Source organism: Bacillus sp. EU63, assembly GCF_038592915.1.
Classification (GTDB): Bacteria; Bacillota; Bacilli; order Bacillales; family Bacillaceae; genus Bacillus; species Bacillus velezensis.
This window is the reverse complement of sequence record NZ_CP151944.1, coordinates 2,147,422-2,172,311: the sequence shown is the minus strand read 5'-3', so window position 1 is coordinate 2,172,311 and position 24,890 is coordinate 2,147,422. Positions and strand designations below refer to the sequence as shown.

At 45.3% G+C, this 24,890-nt stretch carries 32 protein-coding genes and 1 pseudogene; 21 read left to right on the top strand and 12 right to left on the bottom strand.

The features are described from left to right. Nucleotides 1-2: 2 nt before the first annotated feature. Nucleotides 3-683 (bottom strand): queuosine precursor transporter, encoded by a 681-nt coding sequence (locus tag NYE38_RS10685; protein ID WP_012117815.1) that lies wholly within the window; start codon nucleotides 681-683, stop codon nucleotides 3-5. Between the two features lie 81 nt (nucleotides 684-764). Here NYE38_RS10685 and NYE38_RS10680 point away from each other — a divergent pair, with 81 nt between their 5' ends. Both NYE38_RS10680 and NYE38_RS10675 read left to right on the top strand, forming a co-directional pair. After that, nucleotides 765-1,436, top strand: coding sequence for a ribonuclease H family protein (locus tag NYE38_RS10680; RefSeq protein WP_014418166.1), 672 nt, complete (start codon nucleotides 765-767; stop codon nucleotides 1,434-1,436). Between the two features lie 2 nt (nucleotides 1,437-1,438). Further along, complete coding sequence (locus tag NYE38_RS10675; RefSeq protein WP_003153581.1) at nucleotides 1,439-1,621, top strand: zinc-finger domain-containing protein; 183 nt, start codon at nucleotides 1,439-1,441, stop codon at nucleotides 1,619-1,621. A gap of 26 nt (nucleotides 1,622-1,647) precedes the next feature. On the opposite strand, the gene NYE38_RS10670 is transcribed toward NYE38_RS10675, so the two are convergent. Next, the gene (locus NYE38_RS10670) at nucleotides 1,648-1,905 is read right to left on the bottom strand and encodes a DUF2564 family protein (protein ID WP_014418165.1); all 258 of its coding nucleotides are present in this window, start codon (nucleotides 1,903-1,905) and stop codon (nucleotides 1,648-1,650) included. 161 nt (nucleotides 1,906-2,066) lie between these two features. Here NYE38_RS10670 and NYE38_RS10665 point away from each other — a divergent pair, with 161 nt between their 5' ends. Beyond that, nucleotides 2,067-2,249, top strand: a complete 183-nt coding sequence (locus tag NYE38_RS10665) for a hypothetical protein (RefSeq protein ID WP_012117812.1) — start codon at nucleotides 2,067-2,069, stop codon at nucleotides 2,247-2,249. Between the two features lie 51 nt (nucleotides 2,250-2,300). Here NYE38_RS10665 and cspD read toward each other — a convergent pair whose 3' ends face one another. The 4 genes and pseudogenes from cspD to metA form a co-directional block, all read right to left on the bottom strand. Then, nucleotides 2,301-2,501, bottom strand: a complete 201-nt coding sequence (cspD, locus tag NYE38_RS10660; RefSeq protein ID WP_003153604.1) for a cold-shock protein CspD — start codon at nucleotides 2,499-2,501, stop codon at nucleotides 2,301-2,303. A 15-nt stretch (nucleotides 2,502-2,516) separates the two neighbouring features. Further along, nucleotides 2,517-2,628 (bottom strand): annotated as a pseudogene (locus NYE38_RS10655) (hypothetical protein); the annotation flags it as partial. A gap of 94 nt (nucleotides 2,629-2,722) precedes the next feature. Then, nucleotides 2,723-3,865: a diglucosyl diacylglycerol synthase gene (locus tag NYE38_RS10650; protein WP_007409520.1), complete on the bottom strand. Its 1,143-nt coding sequence runs from the start codon at nucleotides 3,863-3,865 to the stop codon at nucleotides 2,723-2,725. A 224-nt stretch (nucleotides 3,866-4,089) separates the two neighbouring features. Beyond that, complete coding sequence (gene metA / locus NYE38_RS10645; protein WP_003153608.1) at nucleotides 4,090-4,995, bottom strand: homoserine O-succinyltransferase; 906 nt, start codon at nucleotides 4,993-4,995, stop codon at nucleotides 4,090-4,092. 283 nt (nucleotides 4,996-5,278) lie between these two features. On the opposite strand from metA, the gene NYE38_RS10640 reads away from it, so the two are divergent. The 10 genes from NYE38_RS10640 (at nucleotide 5,279) to NYE38_RS10595 (ending at nucleotide 13,736) form a co-directional block, all read left to right on the top strand. Then, complete coding sequence (locus NYE38_RS10640) at nucleotides 5,279-5,761, top strand: glutathione peroxidase (protein WP_007409521.1); 483 nt, start codon at nucleotides 5,279-5,281, stop codon at nucleotides 5,759-5,761. Nucleotides 5,762-5,772: 11 nt separating this feature from the next. Next, nucleotides 5,773-6,381 (top strand): HD domain-containing protein, encoded by a 609-nt coding sequence (locus tag NYE38_RS10635; protein ID WP_104843500.1) that lies wholly within the window; start codon nucleotides 5,773-5,775, stop codon nucleotides 6,379-6,381. Between the two features lie 68 nt (nucleotides 6,382-6,449). Then, nucleotides 6,450-7,583 carry a conserved virulence factor C family protein gene (locus NYE38_RS10630; RefSeq protein WP_104843501.1) on the top strand — a complete coding sequence of 378 codons (1,134 nt, stop codon included), beginning with the start codon at nucleotides 6,450-6,452 and terminating at the stop codon, nucleotides 7,581-7,583. Between the two features lie 258 nt (nucleotides 7,584-7,841). Further along, nucleotides 7,842-9,518 carry a dihydroxy-acid dehydratase gene (gene ilvD, locus NYE38_RS10625; protein WP_007409524.1) on the top strand — a complete coding sequence of 559 codons (1,677 nt, stop codon included), beginning with the start codon at nucleotides 7,842-7,844 and terminating at the stop codon, nucleotides 9,516-9,518. 81 nt (nucleotides 9,519-9,599) lie between these two features. Beyond that, nucleotides 9,600-10,034 (top strand): BrxA/BrxB family bacilliredoxin, encoded by a 435-nt coding sequence (locus NYE38_RS10620; RefSeq protein WP_003153619.1) that lies wholly within the window; start codon nucleotides 9,600-9,602, stop codon nucleotides 10,032-10,034. Nucleotides 10,035-10,073: 39 nt separating this feature from the next. After that, nucleotides 10,074-10,844, top strand: a complete 771-nt coding sequence (locus NYE38_RS10615; RefSeq protein ID WP_025649780.1) for a class I SAM-dependent methyltransferase — start codon at nucleotides 10,074-10,076, stop codon at nucleotides 10,842-10,844. A 262-nt stretch (nucleotides 10,845-11,106) separates the two neighbouring features. Beyond that, complete coding sequence (locus tag NYE38_RS10610; RefSeq protein ID WP_007409526.1) at nucleotides 11,107-11,715, top strand: YpjP family protein; 609 nt, start codon at nucleotides 11,107-11,109, stop codon at nucleotides 11,713-11,715. A 99-nt stretch (nucleotides 11,716-11,814) separates the two neighbouring features. After that, nucleotides 11,815-12,609, top strand: a complete 795-nt coding sequence (locus NYE38_RS10605) for a thymidylate synthase (protein WP_003153622.1) — start codon at nucleotides 11,815-11,817, stop codon at nucleotides 12,607-12,609. Then, nucleotides 12,606-13,091, top strand: coding sequence for a dihydrofolate reductase (locus NYE38_RS10600; protein ID WP_012117807.1), 486 nt, complete (start codon nucleotides 12,606-12,608; stop codon nucleotides 13,089-13,091). The genes NYE38_RS10605 and NYE38_RS10600 overlap by 4 nt, the downstream gene beginning before the upstream one ends. 21 nt (nucleotides 13,092-13,112) lie before the next feature. Then, nucleotides 13,113-13,736: a lysophospholipid acyltransferase family protein gene (locus NYE38_RS10595; protein WP_017418002.1), complete on the top strand. Its 624-nt coding sequence runs from the start codon at nucleotides 13,113-13,115 to the stop codon at nucleotides 13,734-13,736. 41 nt (nucleotides 13,737-13,777) lie between these two features. On the opposite strand, the gene NYE38_RS10590 is transcribed toward NYE38_RS10595, so the two are convergent. Both NYE38_RS10590 and NYE38_RS10585 read right to left on the bottom strand, forming a co-directional pair. Then, nucleotides 13,778-14,416, bottom strand: a complete 639-nt coding sequence (locus NYE38_RS10590; protein WP_003153625.1) for a hemolysin III family protein — start codon at nucleotides 14,414-14,416, stop codon at nucleotides 13,778-13,780. 16 nt (nucleotides 14,417-14,432) lie between these two features. Next, nucleotides 14,433-15,425 carry a sigma 54-interacting transcriptional regulator gene (locus tag NYE38_RS10585; protein ID WP_017418001.1) on the bottom strand — a complete coding sequence of 331 codons (993 nt, stop codon included), beginning with the start codon at nucleotides 15,423-15,425 and terminating at the stop codon, nucleotides 14,433-14,435. A gap of 184 nt (nucleotides 15,426-15,609) precedes the next feature. On the opposite strand from NYE38_RS10585, the gene ilvA reads away from it, so the two are divergent. From ilvA to NYE38_RS10560, 5 genes are all read left to right on the top strand, one after another. After that, nucleotides 15,610-16,878, top strand: a complete 1,269-nt coding sequence (gene ilvA, locus NYE38_RS10580) for a threonine ammonia-lyase IlvA (protein WP_007612085.1) — start codon at nucleotides 15,610-15,612, stop codon at nucleotides 16,876-16,878. A 92-nt stretch (nucleotides 16,879-16,970) separates the two neighbouring features. Further along, a complete protein-coding gene (locus NYE38_RS10575) occupies nucleotides 16,971-17,222 on the top strand; it encodes a DUF2535 family protein (RefSeq protein ID WP_007409532.1) in 252 nt (83 codons plus the stop codon). A 98-nt stretch (nucleotides 17,223-17,320) separates the two neighbouring features. Beyond that, a complete protein-coding gene (locus tag NYE38_RS10570; RefSeq protein WP_025649778.1) occupies nucleotides 17,321-17,902 on the top strand; it encodes an SCO family protein in 582 nt (193 codons plus the stop codon). 78 nt (nucleotides 17,903-17,980) lie between these two features. Beyond that, nucleotides 17,981-18,736 carry an SGNH/GDSL hydrolase family protein gene (locus tag NYE38_RS10565; RefSeq protein WP_017417999.1) on the top strand — a complete coding sequence of 252 codons (756 nt, stop codon included), beginning with the start codon at nucleotides 17,981-17,983 and terminating at the stop codon, nucleotides 18,734-18,736. A 9-nt stretch (nucleotides 18,737-18,745) separates the two neighbouring features. Continuing rightward, complete coding sequence (locus NYE38_RS10560) at nucleotides 18,746-19,309, top strand: DUF2140 family protein (protein ID WP_017417998.1); 564 nt, start codon at nucleotides 18,746-18,748, stop codon at nucleotides 19,307-19,309. A 50-nt stretch (nucleotides 19,310-19,359) separates the two neighbouring features. On the opposite strand, the gene NYE38_RS10555 is transcribed toward NYE38_RS10560, so the two are convergent. Beyond that, entirely contained in the window at nucleotides 19,360-19,785 is a 426-nt protein-coding gene (locus tag NYE38_RS10555; protein ID WP_003153639.1) for a MarR family transcriptional regulator, read from the bottom strand. A gap of 128 nt (nucleotides 19,786-19,913) precedes the next feature. Here NYE38_RS10555 and msrA point away from each other — a divergent pair, with 128 nt between their 5' ends. Together msrA and msrB are read left to right on the top strand one after the other, a co-directional pair. Further along, nucleotides 19,914-20,447, top strand: coding sequence for a peptide-methionine (S)-S-oxide reductase MsrA (msrA, locus tag NYE38_RS10550; protein WP_003153641.1), 534 nt, complete (start codon nucleotides 19,914-19,916; stop codon nucleotides 20,445-20,447). A 1-nt stretch (nucleotide 20,448) separates the two neighbouring features. Beyond that, nucleotides 20,449-20,883: a peptide-methionine (R)-S-oxide reductase MsrB gene (gene msrB, locus NYE38_RS10545; RefSeq protein ID WP_007409536.1), complete on the top strand. Its 435-nt coding sequence runs from the start codon at nucleotides 20,449-20,451 to the stop codon at nucleotides 20,881-20,883. A 40-nt stretch (nucleotides 20,884-20,923) separates the two neighbouring features. On the opposite strand, the gene NYE38_RS10540 is transcribed toward msrB, so the two are convergent. Beyond that, nucleotides 20,924-21,949: an SDR family NAD(P)-dependent oxidoreductase gene (locus tag NYE38_RS10540; protein ID WP_014418151.1), complete on the bottom strand. Its 1,026-nt coding sequence runs from the start codon at nucleotides 21,947-21,949 to the stop codon at nucleotides 20,924-20,926. Nucleotides 21,950-22,264: 315 nt separating this feature from the next. Here NYE38_RS10540 and phyC point away from each other — a divergent pair, with 315 nt between their 5' ends. After that, entirely contained in the window at nucleotides 22,265-23,416 is a 1,152-nt protein-coding gene (phyC, locus tag NYE38_RS10535; protein ID WP_014418150.1) for a 3-phytase, read from the top strand. 51 nt (nucleotides 23,417-23,467) lie between these two features. Here phyC and NYE38_RS10530 read toward each other — a convergent pair whose 3' ends face one another. Both NYE38_RS10530 and NYE38_RS10525 read right to left on the bottom strand, forming a co-directional pair. Further along, on the bottom strand, nucleotides 23,468-24,424 hold the full coding sequence (locus NYE38_RS10530; protein ID WP_017417996.1) for a DUF3880 domain-containing protein: 957 nt from the start codon (nucleotides 24,422-24,424) through the stop codon (nucleotides 23,468-23,470). Nucleotides 24,425-24,430: 6 nt separating this feature from the next. Next, nucleotides 24,431-24,862 carry a hypothetical protein gene (locus NYE38_RS10525; RefSeq protein WP_017417995.1) on the bottom strand — a complete coding sequence of 144 codons (432 nt, stop codon included), beginning with the start codon at nucleotides 24,860-24,862 and terminating at the stop codon, nucleotides 24,431-24,433. Nucleotides 24,863-24,890 lie beyond the last annotated feature (28 nt).

The window sequence follows — 24,890 nt, the reverse complement described above, 5'->3', positions numbered from 1 at the left end:
CGTCACTCTCCATTCGGTGTCATTCGTTTTGCCGCATACGCATAAGGGACAGAAATGAGTGATACCGCAAATTTAATCAGGTAAGTTGAAATGAAGATGCTGAACCATACTCCCGCGGAATAAACGCCGATAAAGGCCACGGCAGTGAAGATAAATGTATCCAGGAGCTGGCTGAGCGCCGTGCTTCCGCTGTTTCTGAGCCAGAGAAGCCTGTCTGAAGGAAAGATTCTCCGAATGGCTGAATATACATAAACATCTATCGTTTGGCTGAAAATAAAAGCCAAGAGGCTTCCGAGCGCAACACGCGGCAGAAAACCGAAAATCGTCTCAAGGGCCGGCTGTGCGATATCTGACGCAGCCGGTTTATATAAAAGAGCCCCCTGCATGGCGCATGTCAAAGCGAGCAGAGTGGAAAACCCGAGCCAGACGGCTTTGCGCGCTTCCCTGGGACCGTATTTTTCATTCAGCACATCCGTTGCGAAGAAAACGGTGCCGTACATGATATTTCCCAGTGTCGCCGTAAGCCCGAACAGCTCGACTGTTTTGACAACCTGCAAGTTGGCGCACACCGTGGCGAAACCGATCCATACGAATAGGCCCGTTTTGCCAAATCCTTTATAAAACAGAAGAACAATGATAAAATGAATGACCGCAAATAAGATCCATAACACATCGTTAAACAAAACCTGCTGACTTCCTTTCAATTTGAGAATGGTTTGATTATAGCACACGCCCGTCAACTAATGAATGGTAAGGTGATTTCAATGAATCTTAAGCCGTATATCGAAATAGAAGCAAAAGGAACAGGCCCCGTCGCGTTTTTTTCCGAAGATTGGCTGACCGTTCCGAAAGCGCGCATGCTTGCAAGAGAAGTCAGCCGCTTTCCTTATATAAAAGACATTTATTTTGAGGATGAAAAAGGCGCGAGCTGGACGCTTAAAGAATTAGAAAAGCTTACTGAAGAACTTGCGCACGAACCCGACGACATTACAGTGTATTTCGACGGCGGCTTTGACAAAACAAGCGGACGCGCCGGACTCGGAATTGTCGTGTATTATTCTCTCGGCGGCAAGCGGCACCGCATACGGAAAAACAAAAGCTTAACGCTTCAGACGAACAATGAGGCTGAATATGCCGCTTTGTACGAAGCGCTTAAGGAAGTGCAGGAACTTGGCGCAAGCAGAAATTCAATCACGATAAGAGGGGATTCCCTCGTCGTTTTACATCAGCTTGACGGCAGCTGGCCGTGTTATGATGAAACGCAAAACGAATGGCTGGATAAAATTGAAGCGCTGCTCGAATCCTTAAAGCTGACACCGACATATGAAGCCGTAAACAGAAAGGAAAATCAAGAAGCGGATGACCTTGCCAGAAAAATTCTCTCGGACCGGCAGATTGAAAGCCGCATAACATTAGAAGGTAACGGAGATGACTGATATTGGATAAAAAAAGCATTTATAAAGAATTGACAGAGCTTCAGGATGAATATTGCAAAGACTGTTTCGTAAAAAAGCATTTCCGCAAAGAGTTTGGAAAAACGCACGCTCATTCTTTCTGCATCAACCAATGCACGGTGGGGGAGAAGCTGAAAGCCTACGGCAAGGTGCTGACAAATCAATAAAAAATAAAACCGCAGCTTCTGCGGTTTTATTTTTCGAATTCATCGAGCTGATGCTGGCAATCGTCGAGAAGCATTCGCTGCTTTTGCAGAAAATCCTGGTCGAGAGCCTGCAGTTCACTGGATTGTGACATCGTTCTGGCATCCTGAATCGCCTGGTGCGCAGATTCCACCAAAGTTGAATTTTGGCCCCGGGTAGCCGCTCCCGTTGTTTTCTGGGCCGTTTCCACCGCTAATTCAAGCTGGCGTTTATCCGTCAGTCCGTTTGGAAAAAATTCAGAGTCCATTAAAAAACACCTCCGCAAATAGTTTGGAGATTTTTTTTTGAAATATGTACGGAAAATAGAAAAAAATATAGAAAATAAGCCGATATAACTATTGAACCTGATTAATTAGGGCTAATTTACTATTATTCAGGGTATCTTGGGAGAGAAGGGAAAAACCAGCCGTGAATGATAAAGATTTAAAAACAATCCTTCAGCAGACATTTAAAGAAATATACGGTGATTTGGGAAGTTTAGCGGAAATGGCAAAAAAAGGAATGCCGTCAATGGAGAAACAAATTGAAGAAATCGAGCAGCGCTGCAAGCAGAATCTTGTCGCCATTGAGATTCAGACGGCAATCAAATAGGAGAGGCATACGCCTCTCCTCTATTTGTCATCTGATCAACATGTATTGAGTTTAGAGTTTTACAACATTAGAAGCTTGAGGTCCACGATTACCTTCGACAATTTCAAAAGAAACTTCTTGTCCTTCTTCTAATGATTTGTATCCTTCTCCTTCGATAGCAGTGAAGTGAACAAATACGTCGTCTCCGCCTTCAACTTCGATGAAGCCGAATCCTTTTTCGTTGTTGAACCATTTTACTTTACCGTTTTGCATATTGCTTAATTCCTCCTAGTACTGTAGCACCTTCGTGCTAAAAAAAATTTTGTCATCATCCAACCGTACGTATGTAAACGTTGTTAAATGATGGTTCAACTATACACCATATGGGAGCGGGCGTCAAGCGGCAGCTCCCTATTTTTTATCTTTATTTTTCCAGTAACAAAGCTTAACCGGAAAAAAACAAAAAGCACACGAATCGTTCGTGTGCTTTTCTTTTACGATAATGCCATATCCGCCTTCCCGGCCATCATTTCAGATTCTTTTATAATGTCCTGCAAAATGACTTCAGAAGAGTTGGGGAGGTGAAGGCTTTTAATATTGTCCTTCATCCGGTTCAGCTTCTCCTCATCCGCAAGAAGGGAGGTGACAGACTCTAAAATTTCTTCGTGGCGGTTGACCACGACAGCCGCACCGCGATCTTCAAAGAAAATGGCATTTTCTTTTTCCTGTCCGGGAACCGGTTTGTACAAAATAACGGGTACTCCGATCGCCGTCGCTTCCGTCAGTGTGATGCCGCCCGGTTTCGTGATCATGCAGTCCGTAATACGGAACAGCTCGTCAATTCTTTCTACATAGCCCAGCACTTTCAGCCGGTCGGCATTGTCACCTTCCAAGCTGCTGAGGGATTCTTTCAGCGAGCTGTTTTTGCCGCATACCACCACAACCTGCACCTGATCGTCATGAACGAGATTTTCGCACAGTTCTTTTACGTTTTTCAGCACACCATGCGCTCCCGCCATAATAAGAAGAACTTTTTTGTCGGGAGAGAGATTGTATTTTTTATAAATCGGCTCTTTCGGCATCGATTCCTCGAATTGAGGCCTGATGGGAATGCCCGTAATCTTTACGTTGTTCGGGTGAGTGCCGATTTCAATCAGTTTTTCCTTCACGTAATCTGTGGCGACATAATATTTATCAACATTTTCATGAACCCAGATTTTGTGAAGGCAGAAATCGGTCATAACGTTGAACGTCGGGATCACTTTTCCGGTTCTCCGTCTGTATTCCGGTACGACAATCATCGGAAATGTATTGATAATAATGTCCGGCTTATGCTCTTCGACGAGCTGGCCTAAACGTTTATTTCCCATTTTAAAATAAATATTGAATTTGCGTTTATTATAGATTTTGTCAACTCCGTAATAAAACAAACGATAAAACTGTTTTCCGATTGAGAAGCTTTTTAAATAAAGGTATTGAGTAACCTCTGAAACAATCGGATTTGACTCTTGATACAAATTGGAAACCGTCACATCTAAGCCGAGACGCAGACATTGTTCGTAGAGCGTTTTGGCCACTTGAACATGCCCGTTTCCGTAATTTGCAGTCAAAATTAATACTTTTTTATTGGTATTCAAGTAAATTCACCTCAATGTAATCAACAACAAGCAAGCTTCATGCATCGTAAGGAGTTATTGTCTATAGATAAACATAACACAAGTGCATCATTTTATAATAAGCGCGGCAACATATTTAAACTAAATTTAATTGATATGTTCCATTATTTTAAAGTTTTGTTATACGCATACTGAATCAAGAGTATTTTATCATATTTTTGTCACCGTATCACTCAAAACAAAAATTAATCCCATTCATACGGAGTTTCCTGATATACGTAATAATTCAGCCAATTCATAAACAATAACGTTGCATGAGCTTTCCAGCGGTTAACAGGTTCTTTCCCGCCGGGCGCAAAATAGTGCTTAGGAGCTTCTACGTTTGAAAGATTTCTCTCTATGTCTCTCTCATACTCCTGAAGCAGCGTATCGGTATCATATTCCGGATGACCCGTTAAGAAAATCTGTTTTTCGTCTTTTGAAACGATTAAACAGACCCCCGCTTCCTCTGAAACGCTGAGCACATCCAGATCCGAAGCCGATTGCAGCTGCTCCGTATTAATATCTGTATGCCGTGAGTGGGGCACATAGTATAGCTCGTCAAATCCTCTTACCAATCTCTCATGTTTTTTAAGAACGGTATGCTCAAACACACCGAAGATTTTTTTCGGCAGCTCCACTTTCTCAATGCCGTAATGATAGTATAAACCGGCTTGAGCGCCCCAGCAGATATGGAGTGTTGAAGTGACGTTCGTTTTGCTCCATTCCATGATTTCCTTCAATTCTTCCCAGTAAGAAACATCTTCAAACGGCAGGTGCTCAATCGGAGCCCCGGTAATAATCATTCCGTCAAACCGTTTGTGGCGGATGCTGGAAAAATCCGTATAAAATTCATCCAGATGCTGCCTTGCCGTATTTTTTGGAGTATGTGTGCTCGGAATTAAGAACGTAAAGTGAACTTGTAAAGGTGAATTCCCAAGCATCCTGAGGAGCTGGGTTTCCGTTTGGATTTTTTTCGGCATCAGATTTAAAATCACGATCTTCTGCGGCCGGATATCCTGATGAAAAGCCCGGCTTTCATCCATTACAAAGATGTGTTCACTTTCAAGCACCTGCTTAGCGGGCAGGTGATTTGGTATATTAATAGGCAACATGCCACCTCCGTTATTCCCCGTTAATTTTCTTCATTATAGAAATTTTTAAGCCATTTTTCAATCCATCCCGGCGTAATAAACCGTATTTAACGCATAATGACAGGGATAAAAGCGGCAAATGGGCATAAATTCGGAGCGGCTCTTTATTATGACGGGTAAAGAGCCGTTTGGTTCCTCGAAAAAAACGTTTTCCGTTAAGTGGAAGGAAAAAGCGGTTACCGTTTGTTTTGCAGTGTAAAACAGGTAAAATAAATGAAGAATGTAAAAAGGAGGGCCGCAGATGACAATTTACGATATAAACGTACGGACCATAACAGGCGAAGACATGACACTATCGGCTTACAGAGGCAAGGTGATGATCATTGTGAATACAGCAAGCAAATGCGGGTTCACATCCCAGCTCAAGCAGCTTCAGGAGCTCTATGATACATATCGGGAGGAAGGTCTTGAAATATTAGGATTTCCCTGCAACCAATTCATGAACCAAGAACCTGGAAACGAAGCGGAAATTCAAGAGTTCTGTGTGAAAAACTACGGAGTCACATTCCCGATGTTTGCGAAAGTTGATGTCAATGGAGCAGACGCTCATCCTCTCTTCACATATCTGACGGAACAGGCGAAGGGGATGCTCGGCACAAAAGCGGTCAAATGGAATTTCACTAAGTTTATCGTGGACCGAAACGGTGAAGTCACCGGGCGTTTTTCACCGAACGTCAACCCAAAAGAGCTTGAAGATACGGTGCAGAGGCTTTTGGCCCGATAAGAGGTGATACGGTGAACGAAAAAGAGCAGCTGGAAAGCGTCAGGAATTGGGTCAGAGACAAGCTTATCAATGAACGAACGGGCCATGACTGGCTTCATATTTCCCGGGTCGCAACACTTTCTGTTTATATGGCAAAAGAAGAAGGCGCCGACTTATTTGTCACTGAGACGGCCGCGCTGGTTCATGATCTGATTGACGCCAAGCTCGAAAAAAGCGAAAGGCTGACGGCAGGCGAAGTGACAGAACGGCTGGCTGCTTTCAACATCGCGGATGGCCCCATTCAGGAGATCACGGATATTATCACGAGAATGTCATTCAGACACAGGGAACTGCTGAAAAAGCGGCCGCTTTCATTGGAGGGGAAAGTTGTTCAGGATGCAGACATGCTTGATGCGATCGGCGCAGCGGGCATCGGCAGGGCTTTTATGTTTGCCGGCGCGAAGGGTCACCCGATGTACGGAACTCAAACAAGTGTGCTGGCCCATATAGAGGATAAATTAATCAAGCTTAAAGGCTTAATGAATACAAAAGCGGGGGCCGGTTTAGCAGAGGAGCGGCATCAATTTCTTTTGCAGTTCGCCGCCCGTATCCAAAAAGAGGCCGGCATCGGCAAAAGCTAAGCGGCGCAATAGAACGCTTGTGCCGACTATGTTAGAATAAGTGTCAGATTGCGCATAGGAGGACCAATATGAAGATTAAATCAATAGAACCGACGCCGAGTCCGAACACGATGAAAGTGATTTTGACTGAAGAGCTTCCGGCGGGGAAAAGCAACAATTACAAGCCCGATCAGGCAGATGATGCTCCGGCCGTCGTACGTGATATTTTAAACATTGAAGGAGTAAAGGGCGTTTATCACGTTGCCGATTTCCTGGCTGTGGAGAGAAACGCCCGTTTTGACTGGAAGGACATTCTGCCTCAGGTCCGTTCCGCTTTCGGAATGGAACATACGGAGCAGTCTGAGAGCCGTTCTGAACAGGAATCGTTCGGTGAAGTGAAGGTTTTCGTACAAATGTTCAGCGGAATCCCGATGCAGGTCAAATTGACGGACGGCGAACGTGAAGAGCGCTTCGGCCTTCCGGAACGTTTCCAAGAAGCCATCTTAAAGCTGCGTTCCGAAGCTTCAAATGTTGTATTTGAGCGGGCTTGGAAAGAACAAGGCGTGCGCTTCGGGGATTTTACCGAAATCGGACACGATGTCACAGAAGAGCTTCAGGCCGCCTACAGTGATGAGCGGCTCAAACGCCTGACAGAAGCAGCCGCACAGCAAAAGGGTGAGGCCAAACCGGCAGTGCAGCGGAAAGCTTATAAAGTGACTTTGGAAATGCTCGATGATGAAGACTGGAAACAGCGCTATGCCCATCTTGAGCAAATGGATCCGGATGAAGACGATTTACCAGTATTGGAAAAGGCGCTGCATGATCCGAAGACTTCGATCAGAAGACAAGCCGTCGTTTATTTGGGAATGATCGAAAAGCCGTCTGTGCTTCCGCTGTTATACAAAGCGCTTGAAGACAAAACGGTGACGGTCAGAAGGACGGCGGGTGACTGTCTGTCGGATCTCGGCGATGCGAGCGCCATCCCGGCTATGATGAAATCGCTCAGTGACTCAAGCAAGCTCGTGCGCTGGCGCGCGGCCATGTTTTTATATGAAGTCGGCGATGAAAGCGCGCTGGAAGCATTAAAAGCGGCGGAAGACGATCCGGAATTCGAAGTCAGCCTGCAAGTCAAAATGGCGATTGAACGGATTGAGCACGGAGAAGAGGCGAAAGGTTCAGTCTGGAAACAGATGACTGAAAGCAGAAAAAAAGAACAGTTATAACAAAAAGGTGCGCCATGCACCTTTTTTATTTGAATTCACTTTTTATAAAAATTATTTAGAATATTGTTGAAAAATGATTCAAAACTCTATATAGTAAGTACAATATTAATTGTTGGAGGGTTTTTATCGAAATACAGAAAGAATAGAAAAGCGAGACAGGGCAAAGACACTGTAAACAGGTAATTTGCAGAACGCACCCTATAATAAACTGAAAATTTTAAAAATAATGCACAGTCTAAAAACAGTAGGGGGATCACCATGGCAGAATTACGCAGCAACATGATCACACAGGGAATTGACAGAGCGCCGCACCGCAGCCTTCTTCGCGCTGCCGGCGTAAAAGAAGAAGACTTCGGCAAGCCGTTTATCGCGGTCTGTAATTCATACATCGATATCGTTCCCGGGCATGTTCACCTGCAGGAATTTGGAAAAATCGTAAAAGAAGCAATCAGGGAAGCGGGCGGTGTGCCTTTTGAATTTAATACGATCGGAGTAGATGACGGAATCGCGATGGGACATATCGGCATGAGATATTCGCTGCCGAGCCGTGAAATCATTGCCGATTCAGTTGAAACGGTCGTCTCGGCGCACTGGTTTGACGGAATGGTCTGCATTCCGAACTGCGACAAAATTACGCCGGGGATGCTGATGGCGGCTATGCGGATTAATATTCCGACCATTTTTGTCAGCGGGGGGCCGATGGCAGCCGGCCGTACAAGCGACGGCCGCAAAATTTCGCTTTCTTCAGTATTTGAAGGCGTCGGCGCATATCAAGCCGGGAAAATCGGTGAAAGCGACCTGCAGGAGCTGGAACAGTTCGGCTGTCCGACGTGCGGATCTTGTTCAGGCATGTTTACAGCAAACTCCATGAACTGTCTGTCTGAAGCGCTCGGTCTGGCGCTTCCGGGAAACGGAACAATTCTGGCAACTTCACCGGAGAGAAGAGAGTTTGTGAGAAAATCAGCGGCCCAATTGATGGAGACCATCAAAAAAGACATTAAGCCGCGTGATATTGTCACCGAAAAAGCGATTGACAACGCGTTTGCGTTAGACATGGCTCTCGGCGGCTCAACCAACACAGTGCTACATACGCTTGCGCTTGCCAATGAAGCTGGGGTTGAGTACTCTTTAGAACGCATTAACGAAGTGGCTGAACGAGTGCCTCACTTATCGAAATTAGCGCCGGCCTCGGACGTCTTCATTGAAGATCTGCACGAAGCGGGCGGAGTCTCGGCGGCCCTTAATGAATTGGCGAAAAAAGAAGGGGCGCTTCATCTTGACGCGCTGACTGTAACAGGCCGCACACTCGGAGAAACAATTGCGGGTCATGAAGTAAAGGATTATGACGTGATTCATCCGCTTGACAATCCGTTTACCGAAAAAGGCGGTTTGGCCGTCCTGTTTGGGAATCTGGCTCCGGACGGCGCCATTATCAAAACAGGCGGCGTACAGGACGGGATTACAAGACATGAAGGTCCCGCTGTCGTCTTTGATTCTCAGGATGCCGCGCTTGAAGGCATTATAAACCGCAAAGTAAAAGAAGGAGATGTTGTCATTATCCGTTATGAAGGGCCAAAGGGCGGCCCGGGCATGCCGGAGATGCTTGCTCCGACGTCTCAGATTGTCGGAATGGGGCTTGGCCCGAAAGTGGCGCTTATTACAGACGGCCGTTTTTCAGGAGCGTCCCGGGGCCTTTCAATCGGGCACGTATCGCCTGAAGCGGCTGAAGGCGGCCCGCTCGCATTCGTAGAAAACGGCGACCATGTCATCGTTGACATAGAAAAACGGATTTTGGACGTACAAGTGCCTGAAGAAGAATGGGAAAAACGCAAGGCCGAATGGAAAGGCTTCGAGCCGAAAGTAAAAACAGGATATCTGGCCCGGTATTCCAAACTCGTAACAAGCGCCAATACAGGCGGAATCATGAAAATATAAAACAGAGGCCTGAACAATTGAATTCCGGCCCCCTCTATAGTATCCTTGACTTCATATAAGGATTTTAGAGGGGGCTTTTTTATGTCAATGGCTTATGAAGAATATATGCGCCAGCTGGTCGTGCCGATGCGCCGTGAGCTGACGGGTGCGGGTTTTCAGGAATTAACGACTGCTGAAGAAGTAGAAAGTTTTATGGAACAGGCAGAGGGCACGACATTGGTCGTTGTCAACTCCGTGTGCGGCTGTGCAGCCGGTCTTGCCCGTCCGGCTGCGACTCAGGCTGTTTTACAGCATGAAAAAGCGCCTGATCATACGGTTACCGTATTTGCCGGTCAAGATAAAGACGCAACTGCAAAAATGCGTGAATATTTTACGGGGCAGGAACCTTCATCGCCATCAATGGCGCTGTTAAAAGGGAAAGAGGTCGTTCATTTTATTCCCCGCCACGAAATTGAAGGGCATGACATGGAGGAAATTATGAAAAATCTGACGGATGCCTTCGATGCGCACTGCTGAAATGCCCGATTTCCGGGCATTTTCTTTTTGGAGAAAAAAATGATCACAACGAGTTACAGACCAAGCGAATATACGATACACACAGCGCAGTCACTCAGTGTCAGGCTGGGTGACACTTACTGCAGCCGCAATAAACAGCCCATTGAAAAAATGCTGGAACGAGCGGCTGGTGATCTTTTAGTCATCGGAAAGGAACGGTTCGAACTTTACACGAAGCAAGGGAAGAAGTTCTTTTTTCACCCGAATACAGCGATGTTCCGTGCAAAGCGGTTTTTGAGAGGGGAAGCCGAGCCGTTGTTAAAAGCAGCCGGATTACGCGAGGGGGATTCCTTTTTAGATTGTACGCTCGGCCTGGCATCTGATGCGATTTTGGCAAGCCTGGCAGTCGGAAAAAGCGGACAAGTTATCGGCCTGGAGAAAAACAAGCTTGTCTCATTGCTTGTTGAAACAGGACTTCAAACGTGGGAAACCGGAATGGAGCAGCTCCAAACCGCCATGAAACGCATTCAGGTCAAACATGCCGACTGCGCCGATTATTTGCGGGAGCTTCCTGATTCATCGGTAGATGTCATTTATTTTGACCCGATGTTTCACGAACCTGTTGAAACGTCAGACGGCATTGCACCGCTCCGCGCGCTGGCAGAAGAGGGTTTTAACGAAGAGTGCATCACGCAAGCCGTCCGGGCGGCGAAAAAATGCGTAGTGCTTAAAGACCATTGGAAAAGCCCGCGGTTTGAACGATACGGCTTCAAGGTGCTGAAAAGAAAGACGGCGCTTTTCCACTTCGGTGTCATCCATGTAAGCTCATGATATCATGGGCTTCTTTTTCGTTAATCAGTGATTTCCATAACGACAAAATAAAGCAGCGTGAGAAGTGATACAGTCGCAAATAAAGCGTTAATCATCTCATCCCCTCCTTTTTCTCCTTCTTATTGTAAGCGGTTTATCCGCTCGGTCACAGTTACCAATTTCCCATATTGCATGATAATACGCTGCCGGACATGACGCCGCGCTTTCATCTATGCTAAAATAAAGGAAAAGAGGACAATAAAACAGAGGGGAACAATCTGTCATGAAATTGTGGATGAAAAAGACCCTTGTGGTTCTGTTTACCATTGTAACGTTCGGTCTCGTGTCTCCTCCGGCTGCTTTGATGACAGACAAGCCTTCAGGACAGTCGAGCAGTCTTGAGCAGAATGATTACACCGCTTTTTATGATGAACATGCCCTGCCGGGAGAAGAGAAGGCAGGGCGGGAGCCTGAATTACTGTTTCAATCGTATCAGCAGCAGCTTCTCGGTGATGCTGAAAATCAATCATTTTTAAAATTCGGCAGCAAAATCTCTCCGGTCATTGAAGATGATTACAGAAGTGAAATTCTGCCGAAAATCGAAGATGTGATCACAGGACATTTAGCCAAGTTTCAAGATGATGAAGCGTATCAGGATGTGGTTATTTCCAGTAAACCGTCGGCCGGAAAAACCGAAAAAATTTTTCATGTGTATAACAGGCTGACGGGTGAAGACCTTTTAAGGTTTCACGTCCGCCGGGACCATCCTCCGCAAGACGGCTACTGGTTTAATTTTCATTACCATACCGCTGAAGACGGATTTCAATCACATCATGAGCTCGGTAGCATTTACTGGGACCGCAATACGCCGCCTGACTGGATGAGCGTGTAATAGCGAGAAGAAATAAAAAAATCATTTCTGAGAAATTTTGCAGAAATGATTTTTTATTGTGTTACACTACTAAAAGACTACTTTAAAAGGATGAAAAAAATGAAACAATATAAAGATTTGTGCCGTCATGTGTTAGAAAACGGAGAAAAAAAAGGAGACCGTACGGGAACGGGTACGATCAGCACGTTCGGCTACCAAATGCGGTTTAACCTTCAGGAAGGTTTCCCGATGCTTACGACGAAAAAGCTCCATTTTAAATCCATCGCGCATGAGCTGCTTTGGTTTTTAAAAGGAGATACGAATGTCCGCTACCTTCAGGAAAACGGAGTCCGCATCTGGAACGAATGGGCGGATGAAAACGGAGAACTCGGACCGGTTTACGGCTCTCAATGGCGTTCATGGCGCGGAGCGGACGGCGAGACCATTGATCAAATCTCCCGGCTGATTCACGACATCAAGACAAACCCGAATTCCAGACGTTTAATCGTCAGCGCTTGGAATGTCGGCGAAATTGATCATATGGCGCTTCCGCCTTGCCACTGCCTGTTTCAGTTTTATGTCGCGGACGGAAAACTGTCGTGTCAGCTTTATCAGCGCTCAGCGGATGTCTTTCTCGGTGTGCCGTTTAATATTGCGTCTTATGCGCTTTTAACAATGATGATCGCGCATGTGACGGGACTTGAACCGGGTGAGTTTGTTCATACATTCGGAGACGTCCACATTTACCAAAACCATGTGGAGCAGGTGAATTTGCAGCTGACAAGGGATGTCCGTCCGCTGCCGAAACTGCGGTTTGCGCGAAATGTTGATTCTATTTTTGATTTTACGTTTGAAGACTTTATCATTGAGGATTATGACCCGCATCCGCACATCAAAGGAGCTGTCAGCGTATGATTTCGTTTATTTTTGCGATGGATGAAAACCGGCTGATCGGAAAAGATAACGATCTGCCTTGGCACCTTCCCGATGATCTCGCATATTTCAAAAAAGTGACGACGGGTCACACCATTGTAATGGGGCGGAAAACGTTTGAATCAATCGGACGCCCGCTTCCGAACCGGCGTAACATCGTTGTAACCTCACGGGACGAATCTTCATTCCCGGGCTGTATTACCGCCGACTCGGCTGAGGAAGTGCTCAAGCTGATCCCGGCCGATGAAGAATGCTTTGTGATCGGCGGCGCCCAGCTGTACAGTGCGCTCTTTCCTTATGCGGACAGACTTTACATGACAAAAATTCACCATGTCTTTGAAGGAGACCGTTTTTTTCCGGAATTTAATGAAGCTGAATGGGAATTGACATCCCGCAAACAGGGAGTAAAAGATGAAAAAAACCCTTACGATTATGAGTACCTTGTATACGAGAAAAAGAATTGAGTTTAAGCAGGGGGACAAGAATTGATTCGTTACGGCTGCCTTGTGATGTACGTTGTATTTATGTTCATGAAAAATATTCAGGAATATATCAATCAAAAAGAGCTTGACCCGCGGCTTTCTTTTCAAAAACAGATGAGGCTGGTGTATGAGCGGCCGAAAGCCTTTATGAGAGGCTGCATTGACGTGTCGGGATCGGCAATCGGCATTCATCATGATCAGCCGATACCGGACGGCCCCGTATTGTATGTGCATCCCAGATTGCGCCCGGCTGATCTTCTTCTGCTTGCGGGACATCTTGAAGAGCCGGCTGGTTTTATCGCTGGCGAGAAAGCTTTCCGGATGCCGTTTCTCGGAAATTGGCTGCGGCTGATGGGTGTCATTTGTGACGGAGACAGCCAGGATGCCGTGTTTCAGGAGGCGGAAGTCCGTCTGCAAAAAGGGCAAAGTCTGATTCTGTCCGAAGACGGCAAAATCAATCCGGAGGAACTGGCCCTTCGTTTCGATCTCCCGATTGTGCCTGTCAGCACTTCGGGAACAGACCAGCTGCTGCGGGGCAGATTACTGAAACGGCTGAAACCGGCTGACATTGAATTACATATAAAGCCTGCTTATTATCCGGCCGGTCAGAAACGGCTCCGTGCATAAAAAAAGCACAGTCTCTATACGAGAGGCTGTGCTTTTTTATTTCAGATAAAGGGAACTTTGACGCAATAAAACAAAATACAGAAAAACATCGAGGCGCTGCCGCCTAAAACAAAACTGTGCCAAATGGCGTGATGATACGGAACCTTTCTCCAAATATAAAATATTGTGCCGGCTGAATACAATAAGCCGCCGAAAAGAAGAAGGCCGAAACCGGGGCCTGACAGCGAAGCGTACAGCGGTTTAATGGCGATGATGATCAGCCAGCCCATCATTAAATAGACAAGCGTTGAAAAAATGATAAACCGCTTTACGAAAAAGATTTTAAACACGATGCCTCCGATGGCAAGCGACCAAACAATAATTAAAAGGGTCAGACCGAGCGCCCCTTTAAGGGGTCCTAATAAAAATGGCGTATATGTTCCGGCTATTAATACGTATATCGCGGAATGATCCACAATCTCAAGAATGTCTTTCGTTTTTTTGTGCTGAATGCTGTGCAAAAGAGTCGAGCTGAGATACAGCAGCAGCATTGAAGCGCCGAAGATTGAAAAGCTGACGATGTCTGTCGGCGAGCCGTATTTCACCGCGAAGATAATGAGAAAAATAAGCGCCGGAATCGACAGCAATACACCGATTCCGTGTGTGACGGCATTTGCGATTTCTTCTTTTATTGTGAACAATCAAATGTCCTCCTTTTTAAAGGATTTGTTTTTGCAGTGACTGCAAAAAGCTCAACCCTTCTAATGTAATTTTTGTTCCTGCGCGTCCTCGGCCTTTTGTCACATAGTTCATCTTTTCTAAGTAATCAAGCCTGTTTCTGACCTGCTGGGGCGATAATGTCATTGTGCTGTTTTCGCTTAATTCGGATATGCTCCGTCTGCTGGCGGGTTCGCCCTTTGTATTTAAGTCTTTAATTGATTCCAAAATAAACAAAAACTCTTCTTTCTCCATCAATGTCAGCCGTTTTTCTTTTTTCTTAGCTGTTTTCGCTTTCTGGCTGTTTTTGATATACAGCGGGACATCATCGGGATAAATCGTGCTGCCGGATGCTGCCGCGGCCATATAGTACGCCGCATTTTGAAGTTCTCTGATGTTGCCGTTAAAGGTGTGCCGCTCAAACAGCGGATAAACGGACGGATCGATATGAACATGCTGCCCCGTGGCTGTCAGCATATGCTGCAAAAGAAGCGGTATATCGCTTTTTCGTTCAGATAAAGCAGGGAGCGGAAGGCATAACACGTGAAGCCTGTAAAATAAATCTTGGCTGAACGTATTTTCTGCGCCGGTATCGCCAAGATCCGCCGTGCTGCTTGCAATGATGCGGGCGGAAAGCCCGGCGTCCAGCTCGGAAAGAAGGCGGGCCTGTACCGAAAGCGGCATGTCTCCGATTTCATATAAGAATAATGTTCCGCGGCGGGCCCTGTTTAATGCGCCTTCAGCGCCGAACAGTTCATACTCGAGCCGCTCTTCGCTTTGGCTGCAGTGAACGGTAATAAATAGTTCGCTGTTTCTGCGGGATTTATGGTGGATCGCTCTGGCCATTTGTTTTTTTCCGGTTCCGACTTCACCTGTTATGAAGACCGGAAAATCAGATAAGGCAAATTGCGAGGCCAATCGTTTCGCTTGTGAAAAGGTGTGATGTTCGCCGGCTAGTTGATAAAAAGGATCAGTTTGTTCAATTACACTCATGAATTGGCTCCTTTTGGTTCTAATTGGTTTAAGTATAACACGTTTGTGCGATCGAAAATATCTTTTTCTCTTGTATCGGTTTATTTATTTTTATTTACGAAATTAAAATAATTATCTTATTGTTTGAATATTCATGTTATAATGGCATATTAAATAGGGATTTAAATAAGAAAGGACTCTGTAAATGAAACCGTTGCTTAAAGAAGACTCTCTCATCCAGGTAAAAGACATTTTAAAAGCGCACCAAAACGTAAAGGACGTTGTGATCCATACGCCTTTGCAGAGGAATGACAGACTTTCTGAGAGGTATGGCTGCAATATCTATTTGAAAAGAGAAGACCTGCAGGTGGTCAGGTCATTTAAGCTCAGAGGGGCTTATAATAAAATGAGGCAGCTCTCAAAAGAGCAGACTGAAAACGGAATTGTATGCGCAAGTGCGGGAAACCATGCGCAGGGGGTTGCGTTTTCATGCAAACACCTCGGCATTCACGGCAAGATTTTTATGCCGTCAACCACACCGAGACAGAAAGTATCCCAAGTGGAACTGTTCGGAAAAGAATTTGTTGAAATCATATTGACGGGTGACACTTTCGATGATGCGTATAAGAGTTCTGCGGAATGCTGTGAAAAAGAAAACCGCACGTTTATCCATCCGTTTGACGATCCCGATGTCATGGCCGGACAGGGAACGGCTGCCATCGAAATTTTAAATGACATTGACGTTGAACCGCATTTTCTTTTTGCAAGCGTAGGGGGAGGAGGACTCCTGTCCGGGCTCGGCACGTACATGAAAAACATCTCGCCGGATACAAAAATCATAGCGGTAGAGCCGAAGGGCGCAGCCTCCTATTTTGAATCGAAAAAAGCCGGACAAGTGGTTGAACTTGAGAAAATTGATAAATTTGTCGATGGGGCGGCCGTAAAAAAAATCGGCGCCGAAACCTTTCAAACGCTCGAAACCGTCGTCGATGACGTTGTGCTTGTCCCGGAAGGAAAAGTGTGCAGCACGATTCTCGAATTATATAATCAATGCGCCATCGTAGCGGAGCCGGCGGGTGCATTGTCCGTATCAGCACTTGATCTGTACAAGGAAGAGATTAAAGGAAAAAACGTCATCTGCATGGTCAGCGGAGGGAATAACGACATCGGCAGAATGCAGGAGATGAAGGAGCGCTCGATGATTTATGAGGGGCTGCAGCATTATTTTATCGTTAATTTCCCGCAAAGGGCGGGAGCGCTTCGCGAATACCTTGATGAAGTGCTCGGGCCTGATGATGACATCACCCGGTTTGAATACACGAAAAAAAATAACAAAAGCAGCGGCCCCGCATTGGTCGGCATTGAGCTCAAGCATCGGGAAGATTACGGCGCGCTCATTGCCCGGATGAATCAAAAAGGATTTCATTACGTAGAGGTGAATAAAGATCAGGATCTGTTCCACCTGTTAATCTGACTTTTTTTAGAACGGCCGCGCAAAATGACAGACACGCTTTCTCAGATTGTATATAATAAAAAGAAAACAATCGAAAAAGAAGGATTGATATCTTGTTACTCAAAAGCCTAGAGTTCAAACGACAGGACGGGATTCAGGTAAAAGTGACAGAAATACCGGTTGTCACGGAAGGTGAACATTATTTTTTTCAAATTCATCAGCACCTTGAGCTTTATTTGAGAGAAGTTTTTGCTTCACAAAGTGTGAGAACAGTGTATTCATTCCGACAATATGTCAAGCGCCGTATGAAGTGGAAAGATTACGAGGCCGTTTTCAACCAAGAGATTTTAAAACATAACGCTTAACGGTGCATATTCCTTAGCGCCTTCCTTTTGATAAGGGAGGGTGCGGGAATTTTTTTATGATGAATGCTGTAAGCGTTTTATCCATGGGAGGAATGGAAATGAAAAAAATGAAAATCTTCGCTGCCGTCTTTTGTTTGCTGCTCTTGTGCGCCTGCGGGGGAAAAACGATAAAAGACCCGCTGAACTATCAGATTGAACCGTTTTCATATCAAAACCAAGACGGAAAAACAGTGTCACTGAAAAGCCTGAAGGGGCATGTCTGGATTGCCGATTTTATGTTTACAAACTGTAATTCAGTCTGTCCGCCGATGACGGCTCACATGACCGAACTGCAAAAAAAACTGAAGGCTGAGAACCTGGACGTGCGGATTGTGTCGTTCAGTGTAGATCCTGAAAATGATACGCCGAAACAGCTGAAAGCATTTGCTTCCAAATATCCGCTTTCGCTTCGCAACTGGGATTTTCTGACCGGTTACAGCCAAAAGGACATTGAAGATTTTGCGCTGAACAGCTTTAAATCAATCGTCAAAAAGCCGGAGGGAGAGGACCAGGTCATACATAAAACCTCTTTTTATTTAGTCGGACCTGACGGGAAGGTGCTTAAAGATTATGACGGCGTGCAGAAAGTTCCGTATGATGATATCCTGTCAGATGTCAAAGCGGCTGAGGAGCTCAAGTAAACTGGCAGATTAGACATTTTCAAATCTGAAAAAACATGTTACACTTTCCACTAGTAAGACGGGGAAGGAGCAACCAGATTGAAGCTGCGAATGTTCTCATTGATCGCCGGACTGGCTTTGCTTTTATCAGCATGTTCTGTCCAGCGCACCGGTTCTGACACTGAAGAACCGAAAACGAAAGATCATATTGTCATAGCTGCGGTCGGTGATTCATTGACTGAAGGAGTAGGAGATCCTGACGGTTCAGGATACGTCGGCAGGGCAGCGGAGTCTCTTAAGAAAAAGGGACATGTGAAAACGGTAGATATTAAAAATTATGCGGTGCAGGGGGACAAAACGTCGGACCTGCTGGAAAAGCTTGATAATAAAAAAGTTCAGAAATCATTAAAGAGCGCCGACTATATCTTTTTTACCATCGGCGGCAATGACTTAATGAAGGTGCTCCGCCAGAATATGATGCAGCTGACGGTTCAGCCGTTCCAAAAGGAAGAGAAACCTTTTGAGAAACGATTCAAGGCGATCGTTTCAAAAATCCGCAAATATAATGAAAACGCAGAGCTGGTGTATGTCAGCATGTATAACCCATTCACGTTTACGCTGCCTGAATTAAAAGAAATTAATGGGGTTGTAACGGATTGGAACAAGATCGCCGCAAAAGAGCTGGAAAAAGATCCCCACGCCGCCGCGGTGAATGTTGAAGACTTGTTCAGTCAAAAAAGCGGCAGCAGACAGATTTCAAAGGATGATGATTTTCATCCGAACGCAAAAGGGTATGCACTCATCGCCGATCGATTGTACGGCATCATTGAAAAACAAGGGTTACCAGCAGAATAGGGTGAAATGATGAAAAAGTGGAAATCGCTGTTTTTTGTTCTTCTCGCACTCAATGTGATTGCCGCCGCGGTAATTGTGACATTATTGGTTATGCCGGGAGAGCAGGCGAAAATACAAGATCAGACAAAAAGTGAGTACGGCTTTCATATCACAAGCTCCAAAGAATCTCTTGCCAGGTTTGTGAATGCGTACTTAAAAGAGAAGGCATCGAATCAGCTTGACTACAAAGTGGACATCAATAACGATGTGCACGTGGCAGGTAAAATCAAAGCATTCTCAACCTCCATTAACGCGGTCGTCACTTTTGAACCGTCCGTACAGGAGAACGGAGATGTGATTTTGAAAGTGACGAAATTTTCATTAGGCGAATTAAGTCTGCCGATCAGCTTTGTGCTGAATTATATGGACAGCTTTTATGAACTCCCGTCATTTGTGCACGTTCATTCCGGGGATAAAAGCATCGAGATCCGTCTGTCGGAAATGCCTTTAGACAACGGCATGTATGTAAAAGCGGATAAAATCAATCTCGACACGGATGAAATTGAATTTTCCTATTATCATCCGAAACAATAAGTTTTCATAAAAAAAACACAGATCCTTTCAGGGATTTGTGTTTTTTCGTGTCAGCGTTTTTTGTCCAGCTTGCTGAACAGTTTGATTAACGTTGCGAGCTCTTCATCAGAGTAGCAGTCAAACCGTTTAAAAAAGTATTCTGTTTTTTTCTGGTTGAAATGATCGACAATTTTCTCCCCGGCTTCCGTAATATGGATTCTGATAATTCGCCTGTCCTCTTTGGAACGGATGCGGGTGATCCATTCCTTTTCTACTAAAGCGTCGGTCACTGCGGTAATGTGGCTTGCGGAGACCTCAAGAATGGGGGCGAATTCCGTTACTTTTTTAGGCCCTTGTTCACTGAGAATCCGCAAAATGGTGAATTCGTTCCTGGACAGCTCTTTATCTAGAATTTCATTAACTTCATTTCTGATTTGTTTAAACACTTTTCGAAGCAAAGCTTCCATATCATACATCATTTGTGTCCTTACTTTCAAATCATGAACCTCCAATATGTAGTCAGCGTGGCATTCGTTTAGCTTCCCCTGAAAGCAGAATTATTTTTATTCTGTTTATACATGCTATAATATAATAATACCACGTATGAACAAAGGAGGGCACCCGTATGTCAGAAAAAAAAGAAATCGCCACATTTGCAGGCGGCTGTTTTTGGTGCATGGTGAAGCCGTTTGACGAACAGCCCGGAATTGAAAAGGTGGTGTCCGGCTATACAGGAGGCCATACTGAGAATCCGACTTACGAAGAAGTGTGCAGTGAAACGACCGGACACAGAGAAGCCGTTCAAATCACATTTCAACCTGACATTTATCCGTATGAAAAGCTTGTCGAGCTGTTTTGGCAGCAGATCGACCCGACTGATGCAGGCGGCCAGTTTGCAGACCGCGGAAGTTCATATCGGGCGGCGATATATTACCATAACGATGAACAAAAACAAATCGCTGAAGCCTCAAAAAAACAGCTTGAAGAAAGCGGCATATTTAAAAAGCCGATCGTGACAGACATTTTAAAGGCTGAGCCTTTTTATGAAGCGGAAGGCTATCATCAGCACTTTTATAAGAAAAATCCTGATCACTACGGGCGCTACCGTGTAGGTTCCGGACGTCAAGGCTTTCTGGATGAGCATTGGAGGGACAGATAAGATGGCTTTTAATAAAGAAGAAAAAATCAAATCATTAAACCGCATGCAATATGAAGTCACGCAAAATAACGGAACGGAGCCGCCGTTTCAAAATGAATTCTGGGATCACAAAGAAGAGGGGCTGTATGTTGATATCGTATCGGGAAAGCCCTTGTTTACTTCTCTGGATAAATTCGATTCTCATTGCGGCTGGCCCAGTTTTACAAAACCAATTGAAGAAGAAGAGGTTGACGAAAAACTGGACACAAGCCACGGGATGATCCGGACGGAAGTGAGAAGCAAAACAGCTGATTCCCACTTAGGCCACGTATTTAATGACGGTCCGGGGCCAAGCGGTCTCCGTTATTGCATTAACTCTGCGGCACTCCGGTTTATTCCGAAAGACAAGCTGAAGGAAGAGGGCTATGAAGCCTGTCTGCATTTATTTGAAAAATAGAGCTCAGCAATGAGGCCTGCCTATCAGACAGGCCTTTTTTCTATGTTTTTTTTTCTTCATGTAATCGTTCAATAATCTTTACGATTGTGTCTTTTGTGATGAGCGGCGCCTGATCGGATTGATATCTGGGGAGATTGACCTTCCGAAATTCCGGATGTTTGGCGGGTTCCGGCAATATTGCGTACAGATTGCCCCATTCATATAAAGATTCCGTCTCATGAGGAGAGGTCAGTTCTTCATGAAGCTTCTCACCGGGGCGTTTTCCCACTTCAACAGCGGCGGGGCGCGGCAGCCCGTGCCGGAACGCATATTCTTCAAACCCGTGAAGCAGTTCTTCGAGCCTCAGGGACTCCATTTTAAAAATAAACGTTTCTCCGCCCTTTGTGATCGCCGCAGATTGCAGGGTGAGCGTTGCGGCGTCATCAATCGACATAAAAAACCTCGTCATGTTTTTATCCGTAATGGTGAGCGGACCGCCTGCCATCAACTGCTCAAATAAAATAGGAATAACGGAACCGCGTGAACCGAGCACATTGCCGAAGCGGACCGAACAAAACACCGTACCGCGGTTTTGAACATGATGATTTGCCTGATGAAACAGCTTTTCGGACAACAGCTTCGTAGCTCCCATTGTGTTTACCGGGGAAACGGCTTTATCGGTACTGATATTAATCACATGCGTCACCTCTTGCAGCAAAGCGGCTTCTGCGACATTTTGTCCGCCGATAAGGTTGGTTTGAATGGCTTCAAAGGGATTATCCTCACATGTCGGAACCTGCTTCAGCGCAGCTGTGTGAAAGACAATATCAACACCTTTCATCACTTGGTTGACTCTTCTGTAGTCACGAACATCGCCGAGCACAAACGACAGTCTTTGTTCATCCGCGTATTTTTGTTTCATCACATATTGTTTGCTGTCATCTTTACTGAACACAATGACTTCTTTAGGGGTTAAGAGCAAAAGGCGTTTTACAATTTGGCTTCCGATTGACCCTGTCCCGCCGGTGACGAGAACAGTTTTATCGTGAAAAAACGGTTGTAGCTCTACTGCTTGCTGTTTAGGCATGGCTTATCCTCCAACTCTCGTTTCTCTACCATGCATCATATGTTGAACAATTTCAGCGAGTTAATGAAAGAAACCAATAAATCAAAAATTAGAGAAAAACATTAATCTGATGCGCTTTCATATCGCTTTATCCGATTAATAGAATAGAAATACAAATAAAACATTGTACTAAATATTCATTTTAAATATTTGCTCATGTCAATTTTTTCTCTCCATAAATTCTCACATGCGGACAATCTTCACAAAAACTTAACACTGAACTTCCTGTATGTATTTTACAATTAAAGTGAACGTTCATTAAAAGGAGGAAGGAAAATGAATCATTCAAAAACACTTTTGTTAACCGCGGCAGCCGGATTGATGCTCACATGCGGTGCGGTTTCTTCCCAGGCCAAGCATAAGCTGTCTGATCCTTATCACTTTACCGTGAATGCGGCGGCGGAAACGGAGCCGGTTGATACAGCCGGTGATGCAGCTGATGATCCTGCGATTTGGCTGGACCCCAAGAATCCTCAGAACAGCAAATTGATCACAACCAATAAAAAATCAGGCTTAGTCGTGTACAGCCTAGAGGGAAAGACGCTTCATTCCTATCATACCGGGAAGCTGAACAATGTTGATATCCGCTATGATTTTCCGTTGAACGGAAAAAAAGTCGATATTGCGGCGGCATCCAATCGGTCTGAAGGAAAGAATACCATTGAGATTTACGCCATTGACGGGAAAAACGGCACATTACAAAGCATTACAGATCCAGACCGCCCGATTGCATCAGCAATTGATGAAGTATACGGTTTCAGCTTGTACCACAGTCAAAAAACAGGAAAATATTACGCGATGGTGACAGGGAAAGAAGGCGAATTTGAACAATACGAATTAAATGCGGATAAAAATGGATACATATCCGGCAAAAAGGTAAGGGCGTTTAAAATGAATTCTCAGACAGAAGGGATGGCAGCAGACGATGAATACGGCAGTCTTTATATCGCAGAAGAAGATGAGGCCATCTGGAAGTTCAGCGCTGAGCCGGACGGCGGCAGTAACGGAACGGTGATCGATCGTGCCGACGGCAGGCATTTAACCCCTGATATTGAAGGACTGACGATTTACTACGCTGCTGACGGGAAAGGTTATCTGCTTGCCTCAAGCCAGGGTAACAGCAGCTATGCGATTTATGAAAGACAGGGACAGAACAAATATGTTGCGGACTTTCAGATAACAGACGGGCCTGAAACAGACGGCACAAGCGATACAGACGGAATTGACGTTCTGGGTTTCGGGCTGGGGCCTGAATATCCGTTCGGCCTTTTTGTCGCACAAGATGGAGAAAATATAGATCACGGCCAAAAAGTGAATCAAAATTTTAAAATGGTGCCTTGGGAAAGAATCGCTGATAAAATCGGCTTTCACCCGCAGGTCAATAAACAGGTTGACCCGAGAAAACTGACTGACAGAAGCGGAAAATAAACATGAAAAAAGCAGCTTATCAAAGCTGCTTTTTTTGATGTGAAGAGCGTTTCATGAGAAAGTCCTGGAACGGATAGCCGCAAGCACAGCCGGCAGCCGGTCATACGTGTACGCCGGTACTGTCTCTTGGTAATTAAGCGCCGCGATTTGTTTACGTTCACCCGGGTTTGTCATATAAAAATGGATCTTATCCGCAAAATCCGCAAACCCGCTGTAAGAAACAAATGATGAAAACGGGGGCGCGGGAGAAAGGTCTGTCAGCTGAAAGGCCTGACAAGCCGCAATGTCTAAGCTTCTCGTATTTAAACTGGTATTTTCGATGCCGCGTCCGTTCTGATTGAGCGCAAACCGATAAGAACGGTGAGGGTTTAAGACCACGTCTGCGCTGTTGTAATATAATGCGGCATGTTCGGGTTCAATCCATTCATCCATTACGAGCACATTTTGCTGCCTGGCGATTTTTTTAGGCAGATGTCTGCGCCATCCCTTCCCGATAATACGAAGCGTATACGGAAGCTTCGCCGCTGCTTTCACCAGTTCAACGCGGTTCGGATACGGGTATCCGATCAGAAGCAGATTTGTGTGAAGAGAGGCTTCAGCAGGTTGTTTCTTAAAAAGCCGCTGATTAACGGGGATCGGGACATAATATACGTGCTGTAAGCCCATTTGCCGGTAAGCATCAAGCGCGTTTTGTTCTATCGTTAAAACGGCATCGGCAAGCGGGGCGATTGTCATGCTCACATCGAAATAAAAAGGATCCTCCGTCATCCATAGATAAACGGGAATCTGTTCTGTCTTCAGCCATTGAAGCCATTCAGACGGAATACGGTCTCCCGTCATCATCAGACTGATGTCTGGTTTGAATGCCCGTATACTGCGGATGGTATCTTCCTCAAACTCAGAAACAGAAAAAAAGCGGACGGAAGACCGTAAAAAGCCTTCCTCGATCCAGCGGTCAAAATACGTGTATATGCCTTTATATCCTGAACGGATATATAAAACGTTCATATGCTGTTACGAAGTGAACGTGACACTTTCAACTTTGTCGACGTCAAGCAATGTTGTAGCAGAGCCTGCCGGTGTAACGGAATTTTCCTGCGTAACAAAAACGATTCCGTGAATTTCGTCAAAGGAAACAAATTGAACCGGGCCGATCATGTCTCCTGAATCCAATACAATGCTGATGACAGTGCCGGGCTGAATTCTTGCAAAAATCCATCTCGCCGCTAATGAAATACCGCTTCCCAATACTGATTGTGCGCTGAGACTGTCTTTCGCCGCTGCTTCATCTACTTTTGCATCAATTGCCGATTCCAATAATTCTTTTACGCTGTTTTTCACGTTATCTCCTCCATCTGTGCCGCCAGATAAAGCGCTGTTGTCAAATACAGGGGCTAAAAGAGTTTTCAATAAGTTCTTTTTAAGCTCCAAACGATCCTCGCTCATGCGGACATACACCTCCTTTAACAATTTC